This window comes from Bradyrhizobium sp. CCBAU 11361 (assembly GCF_028128935.1).
In the GTDB taxonomy this organism is placed as follows: domain Bacteria; phylum Pseudomonadota; class Alphaproteobacteria; order Rhizobiales; family Xanthobacteraceae; genus Bradyrhizobium; species Bradyrhizobium niftali.
On record NZ_LBJZ01000173.1, the window covers coordinates 22,420 to 40,260 of the forward strand.

At 64.8% G+C, this 17,841-nt stretch carries 17 protein-coding genes; 10 read left to right on the plus strand and 7 right to left on the minus strand.

The annotated features are described in order from the left end of the window. The first annotated feature begins 138 nt into the window (after window positions 1-138). Complete coding sequence (locus XI08_RS19485) at window positions 139-279, plus strand: hypothetical protein (RefSeq protein ID WP_007597071.1); 141 nt, start codon at window positions 139-141, stop codon at window positions 277-279. Here the strand turns inward: XI08_RS19485 and XI08_RS19490 are convergent. The 3 genes from XI08_RS19490 to XI08_RS19500 are packed head-to-tail and all read right to left on the minus strand — an operon-like array spanning window position 276 to window position 4,084. Then, window positions 276-1,862, minus strand: coding sequence for an ATP-binding protein (locus tag XI08_RS19490; protein WP_271575601.1), 1,587 nt, complete (start codon window positions 1,860-1,862; stop codon window positions 276-278). The genes XI08_RS19485 and XI08_RS19490 overlap by 4 nt on opposite strands. Further along, window positions 1,859-2,563, minus strand: a complete 705-nt coding sequence (locus XI08_RS19495; protein ID WP_271575602.1) for a response regulator — start codon at window positions 2,561-2,563, stop codon at window positions 1,859-1,861. The genes XI08_RS19490 and XI08_RS19495 overlap by 4 nt, the downstream gene beginning before the upstream one ends. 12 nt (window positions 2,564-2,575) lie before the next feature. Next, on the minus strand, window positions 2,576-4,084 hold the full coding sequence (locus XI08_RS19500; RefSeq protein ID WP_271575603.1) for a DUF4153 domain-containing protein: 1,509 nt from the start codon (window positions 4,082-4,084) through the stop codon (window positions 2,576-2,578). A gap of 189 nt (window positions 4,085-4,273) precedes the next feature. Here XI08_RS19500 and XI08_RS19505 point away from each other — a divergent pair, with 189 nt between their 5' ends. Further along, window positions 4,274-5,617, plus strand: coding sequence for a glycoside hydrolase family 3 N-terminal domain-containing protein (locus tag XI08_RS19505; RefSeq protein ID WP_271575604.1), 1,344 nt, complete (start codon window positions 4,274-4,276; stop codon window positions 5,615-5,617). Here XI08_RS19505 and XI08_RS19510 read toward each other — a convergent pair. The 3 genes from XI08_RS19510 to XI08_RS19520 all read right to left on the minus strand — a co-directional run bounded on the left by XI08_RS19510 (window position 5,614) and on the right by XI08_RS19520 (window position 9,515). Further along, the gene (locus XI08_RS19510; protein ID WP_271575605.1) at window positions 5,614-7,236 is read right to left on the minus strand and encodes an ABC transporter substrate-binding protein; all 1,623 of its coding nucleotides are present in this window, start codon (window positions 7,234-7,236) and stop codon (window positions 5,614-5,616) included. The two genes, XI08_RS19505 and XI08_RS19510, sit on opposite strands and share 4 nt — an antisense overlap. A gap of 94 nt (window positions 7,237-7,330) precedes the next feature. After that, window positions 7,331-8,785 carry a dihydropyrimidinase gene (gene hydA, locus XI08_RS19515; protein WP_271575606.1) on the minus strand — a complete coding sequence of 485 codons (1,455 nt, stop codon included), beginning with the start codon at window positions 8,783-8,785 and terminating at the stop codon, window positions 7,331-7,333. Window positions 8,786-8,906: 121 nt separating this feature from the next. After that, window positions 8,907-9,515 (minus strand): TetR/AcrR family transcriptional regulator, encoded by a 609-nt coding sequence (locus tag XI08_RS19520; RefSeq protein ID WP_271575607.1) that lies wholly within the window; start codon window positions 9,513-9,515, stop codon window positions 8,907-8,909. A 103-nt stretch (window positions 9,516-9,618) separates the two neighbouring features. On the opposite strand from XI08_RS19520, the gene XI08_RS19525 reads away from it, so the two are divergent. The 6 genes from XI08_RS19525 (at window position 9,619) to XI08_RS19550 (ending at window position 13,742) form a co-directional block, all read left to right on the plus strand. Continuing rightward, complete coding sequence (locus XI08_RS19525; protein WP_271575608.1) at window positions 9,619-10,314, plus strand: PspA/IM30 family protein; 696 nt, start codon at window positions 9,619-9,621, stop codon at window positions 10,312-10,314. 40 nt (window positions 10,315-10,354) lie between these two features. Next, the gene (locus XI08_RS19530; RefSeq protein ID WP_135175428.1) at window positions 10,355-10,630 is read left to right on the plus strand and encodes a YiaA/YiaB family inner membrane protein; all 276 of its coding nucleotides are present in this window, start codon (window positions 10,355-10,357) and stop codon (window positions 10,628-10,630) included. Between the two features lie 223 nt (window positions 10,631-10,853). Continuing rightward, window positions 10,854-11,915, plus strand: a complete 1,062-nt coding sequence (locus XI08_RS19535) for an amidohydrolase family protein (RefSeq protein ID WP_271575609.1) — start codon at window positions 10,854-10,856, stop codon at window positions 11,913-11,915. 15 nt (window positions 11,916-11,930) lie between these two features. After that, a complete protein-coding gene (locus XI08_RS19540; protein ID WP_271575610.1) occupies window positions 11,931-13,043 on the plus strand; it encodes an amidohydrolase family protein in 1,113 nt (370 codons plus the stop codon). A 7-nt stretch (window positions 13,044-13,050) separates the two neighbouring features. Then, window positions 13,051-13,464 carry a Rieske (2Fe-2S) protein gene (locus tag XI08_RS19545; RefSeq protein WP_027547441.1) on the plus strand — a complete coding sequence of 138 codons (414 nt, stop codon included), beginning with the start codon at window positions 13,051-13,053 and terminating at the stop codon, window positions 13,462-13,464. A gap of 71 nt (window positions 13,465-13,535) precedes the next feature. Next, window positions 13,536-13,742 carry a hypothetical protein gene (locus XI08_RS19550; protein WP_027547442.1) on the plus strand — a complete coding sequence of 69 codons (207 nt, stop codon included), beginning with the start codon at window positions 13,536-13,538 and terminating at the stop codon, window positions 13,740-13,742. 152 nt (window positions 13,743-13,894) lie between these two features. On the opposite strand, the gene XI08_RS19555 is transcribed toward XI08_RS19550, so the two are convergent. Next, window positions 13,895-14,740 carry an SDR family NAD(P)-dependent oxidoreductase gene (locus tag XI08_RS19555; protein ID WP_271575611.1) on the minus strand — a complete coding sequence of 282 codons (846 nt, stop codon included), beginning with the start codon at window positions 14,738-14,740 and terminating at the stop codon, window positions 13,895-13,897. A 192-nt stretch (window positions 14,741-14,932) separates the two neighbouring features. On the opposite strand from XI08_RS19555, the gene XI08_RS19560 reads away from it, so the two are divergent. Both XI08_RS19560 and XI08_RS19565 read left to right on the plus strand, forming a co-directional pair. Continuing rightward, on the plus strand, window positions 14,933-16,429 hold the full coding sequence (locus tag XI08_RS19560) for an aldehyde dehydrogenase family protein (protein ID WP_271575612.1): 1,497 nt from the start codon (window positions 14,933-14,935) through the stop codon (window positions 16,427-16,429). 120 nt (window positions 16,430-16,549) lie between these two features. Next, a complete protein-coding gene (locus tag XI08_RS19565) occupies window positions 16,550-17,677 on the plus strand; it encodes an alkene reductase (RefSeq protein ID WP_271575613.1) in 1,128 nt (375 codons plus the stop codon). Window positions 17,678-17,841: the final 164 nt, after the last annotated feature.

Below are 17,841 nucleotides of genomic sequence, written 5' to 3' on the forward strand. Positions count from 1 at the left end.
GCCTCGTGCCGGAGCAGGCTTTCTACTGTGCATGGGGTTGTTTTCGCGTTTTTTTATTCCTCGCATGTCCGTGATGGAACCTTATGGCGGCTGGTGCGACTTAATCCATAGACACGGGGAGAAACGTGCGAGGCTGTCATGGCAGAGAAGCATACCGCCGATCCGGCAGAGATCATGCGGGCGACCGGTCACCCTGAACTGGAATATGCCGCCGGCTGGACCATCGCTGGTCTCGTCACCATCGGCACCATCGTCGCCGCCTGGGTGTTCGCGATCTAGGCGACTGGAAACTGCAGCTCGAAGGCCGCGCCCTCGTCGGTCGGCTTGAGCCTGATCGAGCCGCCATGGCTCGCCATCACCGCGCGCGCGATTGCCAGCCCCATCCCGGTGCCGCCCTGGTCGCGGCGGGTGGTGAAGAACGCGTCAAAGATCCTGTCGCGGTTCGGCGCCGAGATCGGCTCGCCGTCATTGCTCACCGTCAGAAGCAGGGTCGTCCGCTCGTCTACCGCCTCCAGCCTGATTGACCTCGCCTTGTGCCGCATCGCGTTGTCGGCGAGATGCGACAGTACGATCAGTGCCTTCTCGCCGGACATGCCGATCGCCCGGTCGAGGCTGCCGCTGGCCGAGATTGAGCTTGCCGGAAACCGGCTCCTGAGGTCGGCGATCACGGGCGCCAGCTCGGTGCGCTCGTTTTGCGGCAGGCTCTCGGCCCGGGCGAGCTCGCGCAGCCGCTGCGCCATCGCCTCCAGCCGCTGGGTGTCGGACAGGATGTTGGCGATGAACGTCGTCTGCTCGGCCGCCGTCAGGCCGCCCGACTTGCCTTGAACCGAATCCTGCAGCAGCTCGGCCGCACCCTTGATCGAGGTCAGCGGCGACTTCAGCTCGTGGGTGAGATGGGCCGAGAAGGTCGCGATGTAGTCGGAGCGCCTTGCGAGCTGCTCGGCCATGCCGAGGAAGCTGTGCGAGAGCTGGGCGAACTCGCGCGTGCCGTAGTGCCGGAGCGGCCTGAACGCCTCGCGGTCGCCGCGGCCGATCCGCGCGGCGCGGTCGATCAATTCGCGCATCGGCAGCGTGATGGTGCGCGAGAATACCAGGCCGATCGCAATCGTGCCGAGGATCACGGCGAGCCCGGCCAGCACGAACTTGGCCCGCTCCTGGTAGAGATGATCGAAGATGTTGCTCGGCGTCCGCGTGGTGTAGATCACCCCCGCAACGCGGTTGTTGACGATGACGGGCATCGCCGAGAACACGTGCACGCCGAGGCCGCGGCTGAAGGAATAGATCGGCGGCGGCGGCTTGTCCGGCACGCGGTTGCGCAAGGTGGCGCGGTACTGCCCGTGCAGCGCGTCCGCGACCTCCTCGATATGGGCGAGCGACTGGCCGACCTCCTGGCGCCCGGCGATCACCACGCCCTGCGGATCGAGGATGCGAAAGCCCGCCAGCGTCACCTTCTGGGTCTCGCGGATGATCGGCGTCAGCCTTGCGCCGATCTCGACATAGGCCGGCTGTGCCGGGCGGATTGCTGCCTGCGCATCGGGCCGCCGCCGCAACAAATCGTTGGCGGTCAGGTCAAGCGCGGGCCGGATCGGCGTGACCTGGTCGCCGGGGTCGGGCAGCACGCCGGGCGGGACCTCTGCGCCGAGCGTGAGGCCGCTATCAAGCCGCGCGGTGACCTCCTGTGCATAGATCGTCGCCAGCACGCGGCTTTGCGCGATCAGCTCGGCCTGGGTCTGGCGGATCAGCTGGTTGTCGTAGAGGCGGAAGAAGAACAGGCCGACCAGCGGCAGCACCGCGACGGTTGCCAGCACCGCGAAGATGACGAGCCCGAGCGACGGCCGCCATTTGTCGGGCGCCGTGCTCATGCTTCTTTCTCGCAGCGGCCGAGCTTGAAGCCGACGCCGTGGATGGTCTCGATCACGTTCTCGCAATTCAGCGCGGCAAGCTTGGCGCGGATGTTGCGGATGTGGCTGTCGATGGTGCGGTCGGAGACCTGGATGTTGAGCTGATAGGCCGCCCGCATCAGCTGTTCGCGGTTGAACACCGAGGTCGGCCGGGTCAGGAACGCGCGCAGGATGCCGAACTCGATCGCGGTCAGCTTCAGCGGCGTGCCGGCGAAGGACGCGACATGCTGCTCGGGATCGATCAGCAGGCCGCCTTGCGCCAGCGCGCTCGGCCCAGCCTTGGCCTCGCCATTGCGCGGGCTGAGGCGGCGCAGAATGACGTTGACCCGCGCCACCAGCTCGCGCGGGCTGAAGGGTTTTGTCACGTAATCGTCGCCACCGATCTCGAGACCCAGGATGCGGTCGATCTCCTCGTCGCGCGCCGACAGTAACAGGATCGGCACGTCGGAGCTCTTGCGTATCTCGCGGCAGACGTCGAGGCCGTCGAACTCGGGCATGCCGATATCGAGCACGATCAGGTCGGGCTTGTCGGCGGCAAAGCGGGCGAGCGCCTCCTTGCCGTCGCGCGCCTCGATCACGTCCATGCCGGCCTTCTTCAGCGCGACGCGGATGACCTCGCGGATGTGGCCTTCGTCGTCGACGATGAGAATGCGATGCGCCAAGGATATCTCCGCTTAACCGGCCGGCTGATTTCCGGGCGGGTTCTTGACCTCGGCATCGAGCCTGCGTTGCAGCCGCCAGCTCCGAAAGCCCCAGCTTCGCCAGGCCAGATCCCGGTGCTGAAGTTCTACAAGCAGGTCGCGGCGCGACACAAGGCAGCTCTCGTTGGCGCCGGGCCGCAGCAACATCGCCTTGTCGATTGCGGGCAACGCCTGCGGTCCGAGCGTGAGGAGGTAGTTGATATCGATCTGCACGCCTTTGCCTGACACTTCCCGGCTGTGGGCGACATTATAGTCGGCGATGAACGCATCGAAGTTCACCAGCGAGGTAATATAGAGCACGATCGTTAACACGATCAGGTTGGCACTGATCAGCCACAGGTTGGACCTGTCGAGCGCGATCCGGGCGACGATCAGGATCAGCCCGAGCGCCACCAGCCCCATCCAGATGAAGGCCGCGATGCGCCAGTAGGTCAGCATGTAGATGTCGACGTAGAGATCGAGGCGGAGGATGGAGGAGGCGACCAGCAGCACGTTCTGCCCCACCCAGAGATAGACCAGCGGGCGAATCACCTTTGATTTCTCCGCCGGTCCGCCCGGACGCATCGCCACCAGCACGAAGGCTGCGGCGAGCAGGGCGGTCGCGATCAGCGGATAGGCGCCGCGATGGGCATAGGCCGCGTAGGTCAGGTTGGCCGGCAGCGCCACATGGCCCCAGAGATAGATGCCGTCGAGGATGGACTGTGCCGCGAACAGCAGGTTGAACAGGATCAGCGAGCGCAGAATCGCCGAGGGTCCCAGGAACTCGGCCGGGACCAGCGGCGGGAGCGGCGGCGGCACCGGGCCATCGTCGACGGTCGTTGTGAGAACCTTCCTGCGCCGCCAGCGCACATGGATGAATGGCCAGACCAGCGCCAGTATCAAAGTCCAGAACAGCACGCGCCAGACGCTGACATATTCGAAGATGAGTTTTGGATTGAGGAGCGACACCCACTGCTCGATCACCGGATTGGCCGCGGCGAACAGCGCGACGAACACCGTGCCGAGCGCCGCCGGCAGTAGCCAGAGCGCGATGCCGCGGGTAAAGGCCGACATGTTGAAGATCTGGAGCGCCTCGGGGAAGAGCCTGAAGGGACCGAGCAGGACAAAGTTGCGCAGCGCGCGGGCGCGGTCGGCGAGTTCAGTCGTCTCCGGGTTGGTCGCGAGCAGCAGCGCAACCGTCAGCGACGTGACGAGAATCAGGAACGACAGCGTGTTGAGCTCCTCGACGGCGGGCATGAGGCCGAGCATGAAGATCGCGCCGCCGATCGCCGCGCGCCGAAAATCCAGCACCGCATGGTTGAAGAGCACGGACACGCAAGCCATCGCGACGGCAAAGAGCGCGAGCGAAAGTCCGACCCGCTCGCCATAGAACAGCCAGTCGGCGAGCGCGGCCAGCGCCAGTGCGAGGCCGACCTTGGCCGGAATCGAGGAATGCCTGATCGGCTGGATGTCCGCTGCGATCGTCGAAGCCAGGCTCGTCATGTCCGGAGGACCTCTCGTGATGGGTGACATCACGAAGTCTGAACGGTGCTTGTGCAGAAGGCGGGATCATCGTCTGCACGGTTTCAGGAGTCTTTTGCAGTTTTCGTGCAGGTGCGCTTTTGCCTCTCGCGCAGCGCAAATCGCTTTGTTAGGTGCGAAACATTCATCACCTCTCGCATGTGGCGCATCATGCAATTCCTCCGCCGTATTGGTCTCATCCTGCTCTGGCTGTCCGCGCCCCTCGTCGCATTCGCGGCCGCGAACAAGAACGATCCTTATCTGGTCCCGCTGCGCGGCGCGGGAAACATCGTGCTTGTCGTTGCAAGCATCGCGATCGTCATTTTTCTGCTTCGCAGAGGGCGGTGGCGCACCATGGCCGGCAAACTGCTCGTCATGCTCTGGTGCCTGCCGCCGCTGTTGATGTCGGCAGCGCATCTGAAGTTCGAGCTGCGCAAGCACGATGTTCTGGCGACGAGCACCGCCGAGGCGCGTCAGCTCGGGCCTCACTTCATGGTCGGCTATTCCTCTTTTCCCGAGGTCGCGCGTCTTGCCGAACAAGGCTTGATCGGCGGCGTCTACGTGACCCGGCACAACATCCGAGGCCGGACGGTCGAGACGCTGCGTGCCGAGATCGCGGCGCTCCAGGACAAGCGGCGGGCAGCTAGCCTGCCGCAGCTGGTCGTCGCCGCCGACCAGGAGGGTGGCATCGTCGGGCATCTCGCGCCGCCACTGACGAAGGTGCCGGCGCTTGCGACCCTCACCGGGCTCGCCCCCGACGACCAGCAGGCCAAAGCCGAAGAGTTTGGCCGCATCCACGGCCGCGAGCTCGCCGGCCTCGGCGTCAACCTCAATCTCGCGCCGGTGCTCGACCTCAAGCCGCCGGTCCGCCGCAATCGTCTCGACTTCCACACGCTGATCGGTCAACGGGCGATTGCGACCGATCCCGTCGTGGTCAGCACGATCGCGAACGCCTATGTGCGCGGGCTGGAAGAGTCCGGCGTCGGCGCCACGCTCAAGCATTTTCCCGGCATCGGGCGCGTGCGCACCGATACGCATCATTTCAGCGCCAATCTCGACACGCCGGTTAGGGAGCTGGAAGCAACCGACTGGCTCCCGTTCCGCGAGGTGCTGTCGCATTCGCACAGCGCGCTCATGGTCGGCCATGTCACGCTCACCGCCGTCGATCCCGATCGCGCCGCCTCGCATTCGAAGCGCGTCGTTCAAGGTATCATCCGCGACAAGTGGAATTACCAGGGCGTGGTGATGACCGACGACCTCGTGATGGGCGCGATCTACCAGCACGACGTCTGCAAGGCCGTGGTCGAGGCGATCAACGCCGGCGTCGACCTGCTGCTGGTCGCCTATGACGGCGCGCAATTCTACCGGATCTTTGTCTGCGCGCTGGACGGATCGCGGCAAGGGAAGCTCGATGCGACGATGCTCCGTGCGAGCGAGGCGCGGCTGGAAAAGGGCTTTCCGACCGAGCAGGCGCGAGGCCCTTCAGGCCTCGTCCGCGTCGTCGATCGGCACTAGCCCTTCGCGAACTGACGGTAGTCCGGCTCGCGGTGAAACCAGAACTCGTAGCCGGTGACGCCTTTCTGCATGGCGACGTCGTGGATCGGCTGGTTGAGCGGGATGACGGGAACGTCACGCATGCAGAGCGCGATGAAATCCTTGACGGCCTTGTCGTACTCGGCTGCATCCGCGGTGAAGCGTGCCTTGTCGATCAGCGCGTCCATCTCCTTGTTCTGGTAGGAGGAGATGTTGAAGATCGAATTGTTGCCGTGGAAATTCCAGTAGAAGTAATATTCGGGATAATCGAGCCAGCCGCTGAAGCGGTTGAGCGCGAGCGGCAGCTCCTTCTTGTTCAGCGTCGTGCGCCAGTTCGCGCCGGGGATTTTTTCGATCGACGCCTTGATGCCGATCTTGGCGAGGCTCTCCTGGATCAGGATCGCGGTCGGCTCGCCGACGGTCGCCGTACCGGTGTCGAGCGACAGCGTCGTTTCCAGCCCGGACTCGAAGCCGGCCTCCTTCATCAGGGCCTTGGCCTTGTCGAGATCGGTGACATAGGGAAACGGCTGCGGCCAGACCGGCTTTGAGACATCGGCCGCGCCGCCATACATGGGGACGGCGCGTCCGAAGAAGGCGCTGCTCTGGATCTGCTCGTAAGGCATCGCCCAGGCGATGGCCTGGCGCAGCTTGGCATTGTCGAACGGCGGCTTTGCCGTGTTCAGCGCGACGTACCAGAGCGCGTTCGGGATCGGCACCCCTGATACCTTGACCTTGCCCTCCCGAATGATCTGCTCGAAATCGCGCGGCGCAAAGCCGCTGGAGATATCCGCATCGCCTCGCTCCAGCATCGCGCGCCGGGTGCCGGCGGAGGGGACGTCGCGTGCGATCACGCGCTTGACCTTCGGCAGCGGCCCGCTCTTCCAGTCGTCGAAGCGCGCCAGCACGGTCTCGCTGCCGGGCTTCCAGCTCTCGATCCTGTAGGCGCCGCCGCCGGCCTCGTTGGTCTTCAGCCAGGCCAGCGCCCACGGATCCTCAGGCGTTGCGTTCTTCTTCGCGAGCTCGGAGTTAATGATGAAGGGGACGACGACCGCGACGTTGAACAGCAGCATCTTGTCCTTGCGGACATAATCGATGCGGAAGGTGTGGTCGTCGACCACCATGAACTGCTCGGGCTTTTCCAGCGATCCCGCCGACATCTGAAAGGTCGGAAAGCCGCCGACCTTCACCGCACGGTCGAACGACCATTTGACGTCCCTGGCCGTGACCGGCGTGCCGTCGTGGAATTTCGCGTCCTTCCGCAAGCGGAAGGTGCAGGACATGCCGTCGGCCGCGACCTCCCAACTCTCGGCGAGCTCAGGCGCGAGCTTCTCGCGATCATAGGACACGGTCCCATCGGGCAGCGTCTTGGAGGCGTAGGTTAGCAGGCGATCGTAACAATTCCAGGACAGGCCGTTCACGGTCTGGTTGGAGCCGACGCCCTGCATGTCGAGCGAATTCGGCCCCAGCTCCTGTACCACCAGCAGCGTCTCGCTGCGCCCCTGCGCCCAGGCGAGGGGAGGCGCAACGGCTGTCAATCCGGCGATGCCGAGGCCGCCGAGCACGACGCTGCGACGGTTCATGTCGGAAGATGATGCGCTCATCGCGGCCTCCTTGAGAGAAAGTTGCGACATAAAGAGGCAAAGCGCGTGCCATCAACCGCGCTTCATGGCGTCGCATCCCGCGTGAATCGCGTTCTTACGGTGTCACCGCTCCGCGTGCGACCGCGCGCGGGGCGCTGAGCTCCTTCCATGTGGAATTCGCCACATGGACGGGCGAGAAGGCGGGGCGTTCGATGTACCGGCCATCGCCTGCGTCGGCGCGCAGATCGCCAGCCTTCCACACGAGACGGCCGCGCGAGAGTGTGGCGGCCGGTCCGCCGATGCAGGCAAAGCCTTCGAACACGTTGTAATCGATCCGGCTCATCTGCCGCTTGGCGCTGATGGTCTTGCTCGCCTTGGGGTCCCACACCACGATATCGGCATCCGAGCCCACGGCGACGGCGCCCTTGCGCGGATAGATGTTGAGGATCCGGGCGATGTTTGCCGAGGTCACCGCGACGAACTCTTCCTTGGTCAGCCGCCCCGTGGCGACGCCCGCGGTCCACAATAGCGCGAGGCGGTCTTCGAGGCCGCCGGTGCCGTTCGGGATCTTCCTGAAATCGCCGAGCCCGAACCGCTTCTGCTCCGTGGTGAAGGCGCAATGGTCGGTCGCGACCACCTGGAGCGAGCCGGCTTGCAGGCCGGCCCAAAGACTATCCTGGTGCGACTTGTCGCGGAACGGCGGCGACATCACGCGCTGCGCGGAATGATCCCAGTCCTTGTTCTGGTATTCGCCGGCATCGAGCAACAGATGCTGGATCAGCGGTTCGCCGTAGACGCGTTTTCCCGCCGCGCGCGCCCGCGCGATCGCCTCATGCGCCTCGCGGCAGCTCGTGTGCACGATATAGACCGGCGTTCCCGTCATGTCCGCGATCATGATGGCGCGGTTGGTGGCTTCGCCCTCGACTTCCGGCGGCCGCGAATAAGCGTGGCCCTCGGGGCCGGTGACGCCGCGCGCGATCAGCGCCTCCTGCATCAGGGCGACGACGTCGCCGTTTTCCGCATGGACAACGGGCATGGCGCCGAGATGGGCGCAGCGTGCGAACGAGTTGTAGAGCTCGTCGTCGTTCACCATCAGCGCGCCCTTGTAGGCCATGAAGTGCTTGAAGGTGTTGATGCCGTAGGTTTTGACCACGGTCTCCATCTCGTCATAGATCTGCTTCGACCACGACGTCACCGCCATGTGGAAGCCGTAGTCGGTCGCCGCCTTCTCGGATTTGTGCCGCCACTCCTGATAGGCCGCGAGCATCGACTGGCCGGGATCGGGCAGGCAGAAATCCACCACCATGGTGGTGCCGCCGGTCAGCGCCGCCTTCGTTCCCGATTCGAAATCGTCGGCGGTGACGGTGCCCATGAACGGCATTTCGAGATGGGTGTGCGGATCGATGCCGCCCGGGATGATGTAGGCGCCGCCGGCGTCGATGATCTCGGTACCCGTCGGCGCGTTGAGCGATGTCCCGACCGCGACGATGGTCTCGCCGTCGATCAGCACGTCCGCGCGTCGCGAATGATCGTGATTGACGACGGTGCCGCCGCGGATGAGGAGGGGCATGGGGGACTCCGGACAGAGGTGAAGGGACGGGACGTCGCGAAGGCTAAGCGCGCTGCCCACGATGCGACAGGCGAAATTTTAGTCAGACGCCGCCGACAATTTCGCTGCGGTCCTTCGGGCTCTACACCGCCCGCGCGACCAGCCCGTCCAGCATCGCGCGCACGAGGCCCGCGATCTCGTTCCGCAGCGCCGGAAGCGGAACGGCGACCAGCTTCTGCTCCAGCCCCAGCGCCACCATGCCATGCACCGCCGAGAACAGGCTGCGCGCGGTGATGCCGAGTTCCTCGGGGCTGCGCTCGGGAAGCAGCAGCGCCAGCGGATGATAGATGTGGCGGAACAGCTGCATCTGGTCGTTGATAGACCAGTCGGGGAGGATCTTGTCGGCGGCCATGCGGTGCTCGAACAGCGCGCGCCAGAGTTCGAGGTTTTCGGCGGCGAAGTCGCAATAGGCAATGGCGATGCGGACCAGCGTCTTATGTGGCGAAGGATCACCCGCGCTTTCCGCTGCGCTGAGCGCCTCATCGAGGCGATGCAGCGTGCGCGAGCCGACCCGCAGGACGAGCTCGTCCACGTCGGCGACGAGATTGTAGACCGCACCATTGGCGCAGCCGATCTCGCGGGCCAAATCGCGGGTTTTCAGACCCGCCAACCCCCGCTCAGCGATCATCCGCTCGGCCGCCTGGATCAGGTCGGTCCGAAGTTTCGCTCGACGTTCCAAGGCCTTAGTCATCCGGCGTCAAATTCTTGAGCGTCGCTCATTTTTTTATTGAACGATGTTCAAGATTCCTGCTACAAAGCATGTGTGAGCAACGCTCATAAACAGGGAGCTGCAGATGTTCAAGACCGTCGTGACACTTTTCCGCGGCAGCGTGGCCGCCGCAGGCGAGGAACTGGAGGACCGGACGGCCCTTCTGATCCTCGATCAGCAGATGCGCGATGCGGCCGCCGCCGTCGAGCGCAGCAAGCGGACGCTGGCGCTGGCGATCGCACAGGACCAGCAGGAGGGCCGCAAGCTCGAGGCAACCGTCGCTCGCATCGCCGATCTCGAGACCCGCGCGGTGGCGGCGCTCGATGGCGGCCGCGAGGACCTCGCCAAGGAGGCAGCCGAAGCCATCGCGGGGCTCGAAGCCGATCGCGACGCGGCGATGACGGCACGCGCCTTGTTCGCGACCGAGATCATCCGGCTGAGGCGCCACGTCGCGAGCGCACAGGCCCGCATCACCGAGCTCGATCGCGGCCGTCGCCTCGCCCGTGCCTCGGAAGCGGTGCGCTCGCTTCGCCGCAGCGGCATCGAGGCCGCACGTCCCTACGAATCCACGCTGCCGGAAGCGGAGAGCACCTTGAGGCGCTTGCGCGAACGCCAGATGGAAGCCCAGGCCGCCGATGACGCGCTGTTTGAGCTCGATGCGGCGAGCGGACCGCTAGCGACCGCCGAACGACTCGCCGAACAAGGCTTCGGCCCCCGGCTCAAGACGACCGCGGACGATGTGCTGGCGCGGTTGAAGTCCAAGCGCACGCCGACCGCCTGAACTCAGATCCCATCATCATTCGAACCAACAGGAGACGACCATGAACCAGAACGGCCAGCCCCACAGCAACGCCTGGGTGACCTTCACTTACGTGTCCTTCGCGGCCTCCGCCTTCCTCGTCGCAATCGGGATCTTCTTCCTGCCGATCGACCTCTGGATGAAGGGCTACCTCACCATGGGCATCGTGATGCTGATCCAGACCTGCATCACGCTGACCAAGACGGTGCGCGACAATCACGAGAGCGGCCGGCTGATGAACCGCATCGAGGATGCCAAGGCCGAGCGTCTGCTGATGGAGGTTTCCAAGGCGGCTTGAGGAGAGAATTGCGCAACAGTTTCCACTCTGACGCGGTGGGTGCCGGAGCATCCACCGCGCGGCTGATCCACATATCGCGCCTGCGAAATGCAACCGAGCCATGACGGATCGCGCGGGCGTGCGCCCTTGCGAAGCGGTGGCGGCCGGAGCACTCTGCCCAGGCGGCGCACCAAGAACGCCGCCAATAAAGACTTGCTAACAAGATCTCGGCGAGGAAGCATCCATGGCGGTGACGCGGATCGACTGCGACATCCACCCGGCGGTTGGTGGCACGCGCACGACGCTGCTGCCCTATCTCAGCGATCACTGGAAAGAGCAGGTGGTGAGCCGGGCGATCGACGGGCTCGACCTCACCTCCTATCCGCCGAGCATGCCGCTTTCGGGCCGCGCCGACTGGCGGCCGGCCAATGGCGCCAGGCCGGGCTCCGATCTCGCCATGGTGCAGAAGGGTGCGTTCGACCAGTTGGGCGCGAGCCACGCCATCCTCAACGTGCTCTATGGTGCGCAGGCCGTGTTCGACGCCTATATGGCGGCCGACTTCTGCAAGGCCATCAACGACTGGATCGCCGCCGAATGGCTCGCGCGCGATTCGCGCCTGCGCGCCTCCATCGTCGTGCCGATGCAGGCGCCGGATCTCGCGATCGAGGAGATCGAGCGACGCGCTGGCGACAATCGCTTCGTCTCCATCCTGGTGCTGGCGCAGGGCGAGACGCTGCTGGGCCGGCGGCATTTCTGGCCCGTCTATCAGCTTGCGGAGAAATACAAGCTGCCGCTCGCGATCCACGCCGGTACGCAGTATCGTCAGGCGCCGAGCTCCGCCGGCTGGCCGTCGCATCGTTACGAATACTACTTCGTCGAGGCGCAGGCGTTTCAGGCACAGATCCTCAGCCTGATCTATGAGGGCGTGTTCGGCAAATATCCCGATCTCAAGGTCGTGCTGATGGAGTCGGGCGTGAGCTGGCTGCCGGCCTTCATGTGGCGGGCCAACAAGACCTGGCGCGGCGTGCGCGTCGAGGTGCCCTGGGTCGAGCGCGAGCCTGCATCGATCATCCGCGGCAATTTCCGTGTCACCATGCAGCCGTTCGATGCACCTGGCGATGCGAAAAGCGTAGAGGAGATCATCGACCAGATCGGCTCCGAAAAAATGTTCCTGTTCGCGTCCGACTACCCGCACTGGCAGTTCGACGGCGACGATCCGATCCCGCCGAACCTGCCGAAGAGCATCATCGCGAAGATGTGCGTCGACAATCCGCTGGAGACGTTTCCGCGGTTGTCTCTAAACTAGTTTCTGGAGGATCGCATGAGTGAGGTCATCGACCGTCCGTTGCGTGACGACGAAAAGCCTGCCGCGACGCGGCTGCGTATCGTCGATTGTGACGTCCATCCGAGCCTGCGCTCGACCGACGATCTCAACGAGTTCCTGCCAAAACGCTGGCAGCAGCATCTTAAGGAATACGGCAGCCATCTGCGCACGCCCTATCTGTTCACCACGCCCTATCCGCGGTCCTCGCCGCTGATCGCGCGGCGCGATGCCTGGCCGCCGACCGGCGGGCCGCCCGGCTCCGATCTTGATTTCATGCGCAAGCAGCATCTCGATCCGCTCGACGTCGAGTTCGGCATTCTCCAGGTGCTCGATCTCTTCATCTTCTCGCAGCAGAATCTCGAATTCGGGGCCGCGATCCAGCGTGCAATCAATGACTGGCAGCTGGCGTTCTGGACGCACCGCGATCCTCGCCTGAAGGCTTCGATCCTGGTCGGGCAGGACGGGACCGATTTTGCGATTGCCGAGATCGAGCGTTGCGCCAAGATCGGTGAATACATCCAGATCAACGTCTCGCCGCGGGCCAACGAGCCGCTCGGCCGCCGCCGCTACTGGCCGATCTACGAGCGCGCGCAGGCGCTGGATCTGCCGCTCGGCATCCATGTCGGCGGCTATGGCGGTCACGCGCCGACCGGCGGCGGCTGGCCGTCCTATTATGTCGAGGAGCACCAATCCAACGCGCACACCATTGCCGCGCAGCTTGCGAGCCTCGTCATCGAGGGCGTGCCGGAGCGCTTTCCAAAACTGAAGATCGTCTTCATCGAGGGCGGCTTCGGCTGGATCCCCTCGGCGGTGTGGCGCATGGACCAGCATTTCGAGCGTTTCCGCAGCGAGGTGCCGCATCTCAAGCGCAAGCCGTCGGAATATGTTCGCGAGCAGTTCTGGTTCACGACCCAGCCGATCGACGAGCCGGACGAGGCCCGGCATCTGCGCGCGCTGATCGAATGGGTCGGCATCGAGCGGCTGCTGTTCTCGTCGGACTATCCGCACTGGGATTTTGACGATCCGCGCTTCGCCTTCAAGACGCCACTGACCGAGGCCGAGCGGAAGAAGATCTTCAGCACCAATGCCCGCGCGGTCTACAAGTTCTGAAACCAGCATGGCCCGTCACATCGTCGCCCGCACCTCCGACATCCCGCCCGGCGGCAACAAGGTCGTCGACGTCGCTGGCCGCGACATCGTCGTGTTCCACGTCAACGGCGAGTTCTTTGCGCTTCTGAACCGCTGCCCGCACGAGGGCGCTCCGCTCGACAAGGCGGCCTGCGTGGCGCGGCTGACCTCGCCCGAGCCGGGCATCTATCAGCGCTCGCGCGTCGGCGAGATGCTGCGCTGTCCCTGGCACGGCTGGGAGTTCGACATGCGCAACGGCCAGTCCTGGTTCGACCCGAAACGGGTCAAGATCCGGTCATATCCGGTCGCGGTGGAACGGGGCGAGGAGCTGCAGAAAGGTCCGTATGTCGCCGAGACCTTTCCGGTGCATGTCGAGGACAGCTATGTGATTGTCGAGGTCTGAGCGGCCGTTTCGGATTGTGATTTCGACGCAGGTGCGATAAGCCTCGCCCGCATTCATGGCGGAGATGAGCTTTGTCCAAACAATCCCTGCGAGAGGAGGCCGAGCGCCTGATCCGCGAATCGATGGAAAAGAAGACCATCGTCGTCAAGCAGGGCGATACCCGGATCGAGGCGGTCTGCGGCAAGTGCGGCGCCCCTAACCGGGTGCAGGCGCCAAAAGGCCAGAGCCGCGTCAAGTTCGCCTGCAAGAACTGCGGGCACCAGCAGGAAACGCTGTAAGCCGCGGCCCAACCTCTCCTCGCGCCATCGGCGCTCTAACCCCTCATCCTGAGGAGCCCGCTATAAGCGGGCGTCTCGAAGGATTGAGGCCCAGCCGGGCCTTCTTGGTTCGAGACGCGCGTTCCGCGCTCCTCACCATGAGGGTCTGATAGTCAGTCGCCCTTCACGAACTTCGCGAACGCATCTGCGTAATCCGGGTGCCAGCGCGATAGCGGCGGGCGGTTCTCCACGATATCGCCGGCGGCCCAGAGCATGCGCTTTTCGTCGAGGGCGCGGGGCACATCGTTGTCCGGGCACAGGATGTAGAAATCGCCGGCCTCGAGCCGGGCAATCATGAAGTCGACGGTCTGCTCGGGGGTCCAGGCTCCCGCCGGCTTCTCGGTGCGGCCCTTGGCGGTGAGTCCCGTGAAGACGAAGCCCGGAATGAGCAGATGCGCCGTGACGTGGCAGCCTTCCGTGTTGCGCAGCTCATGCTGGAGCGCTTCGGTGAAAGCCTTCACGCCGGCCTTCGAGACATTGTAGGCGGGATCGCCGGGCGGCGTGGTGATGCCCTGCTTCGAGCCGGTATTGATGATCAGACCGGCCTTGCCGCGCGCGATCATGCTGGGCGCGAAGATGCGCGAGCCGTTGACGATGCCCCACATGTTGACGGCGATGATGCGCTGCCAGTTGTCGGGCTCGCCAAACAGCGTGCTGCCGGGCTGGATGCCCGCATTGTTCATGAGGATATCGGTCCCGCCGAAATGCGCGCCCACGGCGCGTTCCAGTTCCTTCACGCTCTCGGCGCGGCTGACATCGACGACGAAGGTCATCACATCTGTGGCAGCCGTGACGGATGACAGTTTTGTTGCGGCCTCGGTCAGTCGTGTCGGGTCGACGTCGGCGATGCACATCTTCATTCCCGCGCGTGCGAAGGCGATGGCGGCGGCGAGGCCGATGCCGGATGCGCCCCCGGTGATCACGGCGACGTTGCCCTTGGCGATGACAGGATGCGACATGGCTCATTCTCCGGGGAGGGGCGTCGAGTTCGGTCGAGCTATAACATGGCGTTTGTGCGACCCTGCACAAGTCGGCATGGGAGGTCTTCGTTCCACGCCGCCTTTACGCCTTTCCGGCACCGCTGTATTCTCCCTGACCTAACGATCCCGCCCAGATCGAACCCAATCAATCACCTGACAGGGAGTGCAGCCATGGCTGTGTCGCAGGCTATTCCGATCACGCGCCACCCGTTCGCCAATGGGTCCTACAAGCAGATGCTGATCGACGGGAAGTGGGTCGATGCCGCCTCCGGCAAGCGCTTCGAGACCCACAATCCCGCGACCGGCGAACTGCTCGCAACCGTCGCCGAGGGCGACAAGGAAGACATCGACCGTGCGGTCGCCGCCGCTCGCCGCGCCTTCGAAGGCCCCTGGAGCAAGGTCAAGCCGTTCGAGCGGCAGAACCTGCTCCTGAAGCTTGCCGACCTCGTCGAGAGGAATTTCGACGAATTGTCGCAGCTCGACACGCTCGACATGGGCGCGCCGCTCAGCCGTACCCGCGCCTATCGGCTGCGCGCCGTCGGCATGCTGCGCTATTACGCAGGGCAGACCACCGCGATCCACGGCGAGACCATTGAGAACTCGCTGCCGGGCGAAATCTTCTCCTACACGCTGAAGGAGCCGATCGGCGTCGTCGGCGCCATCATCCCCTGGAACGGCCCGCTGACTGCGACGATCTGGAAGATCGGCCCCGCGATCGCGACCGGCTGCACCGTGGTGCTCAAGCCCGCCGAAGAGGCGCCGCTGACCTCGCTGCGCATCGCAGAGCTTGCGATGGAGGCGGGCATTCCGCCCGGGGTCGTCAACGTCGTGCCCGGCTATGGCGAGACCGCGGGCGCTGCGCTCGCCTCGCACCATGACGTCGACAAGGTCGCCTTCACCGGCTCGCATGTCACCGGACAGTCGATCATCCGCGCCTCGGCCGGCAACCTCAAGCGCGTCTCGCTCGAGCTCGGCGGCAAGTCGCCGGACATCGTGTTCGCGGATGCCGATCTCGATGCCGCCGTGCCCGGCGCCGCGATGGCGGTGTTTGCCAACTCCGGCCAGATTTGCAGCGCCGGCACGCGCCTGTTCGTCGAGCAGTCGATCTATGAAGAATTCGTCGGCCGCGTCGCCGAGTTCGGCAAGAAGCTGCAAGTCGGTAACGGTCTCGATCCCAATGTGCAGATCGGCCCGCTCGTCTCCGAGCAGCAGCTCGAGCGCGTCACCGGCTATCTCGACATCGGCCAGAAGGAAGGCGCACGCGCGCTCGCCGGCGGCGGCCGCGTGACCGAAGGCGCACTGTCGAAGGGCTTCTTCGTCTCTCCGACCGTGTTCGCGGGTGTGCAGGACAATATGCGCATCGCGCAGGAGGAGATTTTTGGCCCCGTCATCTCCGCCATCGCGTTCAAGGACATGGACGAGCTGGTCAAGCGCGCCAACAACACCACGTTCGGCCTCGGCTCGGGCCTTTGGACGCGCGACGTCAGCAAGGCGCATGCGGTTGCGAAGAGCCTGCGTGCCGGCTCGGTGTGGGTGAACTGCTACCAGGCGATGGACCCGGCCGTGCCCTTCGGCGGCTACAAGATGAGCGGTTACGGCCGCGAGTCCGGCAAGCAGCATGTCGAGGAGTATCTCAACGTGAAGGCCGTCTGGATCAAGACGGCGTAAGGTCTGTTCCCCCGCGCGTTCCGCGGGAGGGAATATCTGCTTTTGCGGGGGCGGTACCTTTTACGGTGACCGCCCCTCGCTATATGATCCGCATCCTTCCATAGCCACTTTGGGGCCAGCATGAAATTTCCGGCGTTGTTCAAACCGTTGCAGGTCGGTCCGTATAAGCTCGCGCATCGCGTCGCGATGGCACCGCTGACGCGCATGCGCGCCGAGCGCGAGAGCTTTTCACCGCGGCCGCTCAACGCCGAATATTACGGCCAGCGCGCAACGGAAGGCGGCCTACTGATCGCCGAAGCTTCGCCCGTGCTCTCGCACGGCCGCGGCAACCCGGCGACGCCGGGCATCTATTCGGAGGCACAGATCGCCGGCTGGCGCAAGGTGACGGATGCCGTGCATGCCAAGGGCGGCATCATCTTCCTCCAGCTCTGGCATGTCGGCCGCGTCTCGCATTCGTCCTTCCATGGCGGTGAGCTTCCGGTCTCGGCTTCGGCCATCGCGATCAAGGCCGAAGGCATGAAGGCGATGACCGCCGACGGGAAGATTTCCGACTACGAGACTCCGCGCGCGCTGGAGACGGACGAGGTCAAGGGCATCGTCGAGGCCTTCAGGCAGGGCGCGAAGAACGCGCTCGCCGCCGGCTTCGACGGCGTCGAGATTCACGGCGCCAACGGCTATCTGCTCGAGCAGTTCCTGCAATCGCGCAGCAACCAGCGCACCGATCAATATGGCGGGTCGATCGAGAACCGCGCGCGGCTTCTGCTCGAAGTCACGCAGGCCGCGATCGATGTCTGGGGCGCGAACCGCGTCGCCGTGCGGCTGTCGCCGCACGGCATCGCCAACGATTCCGGCGAGCCCGATCCGATGCCGCTCTACACCCATGTTGTGAAGGCGCTCGACAAGCTCGGTCTCGCTTATCTGCACCTCATCGAGCCGCGCTCCAGCGGCGCCGGCCGCGCCGACGTCCATTGGGAGAACGTGCCCTCGGCGATGGTGCTGTTCCGTCCGTTCTACAGCGGCGTGCTGATGACGGCCGGCGGCTTTACCGGCGAGACCGCGAATGCGGCAATCGCCGACGGCCATGCCGACATCATCGCCTTTGGCCGCATCTTCATCTCCAACCCCGATCTGCCGCGACGCCTCGCGCACGATTATCCGATCACGCCGTATAACCGTGCGACGTTCTACGGCGGCGAGGAGAAGGGGTATACGGATTACCCCGCGTATGACGAACTGACGCCGGCGTAGGGATCTCTTCGTAGCCCGGATGAGCGAAGCGATATCCGGGACTTTCGCCTGAGCGCGAATCTTCCCGGATGTCGCTTCGCTCATCCGGGCTACGGGGCTTGATTTGTCGCGCGACCGTCAACACAATTTCCGTCATTGCGAGCCAACGGGTCCGCGCGAAGCGC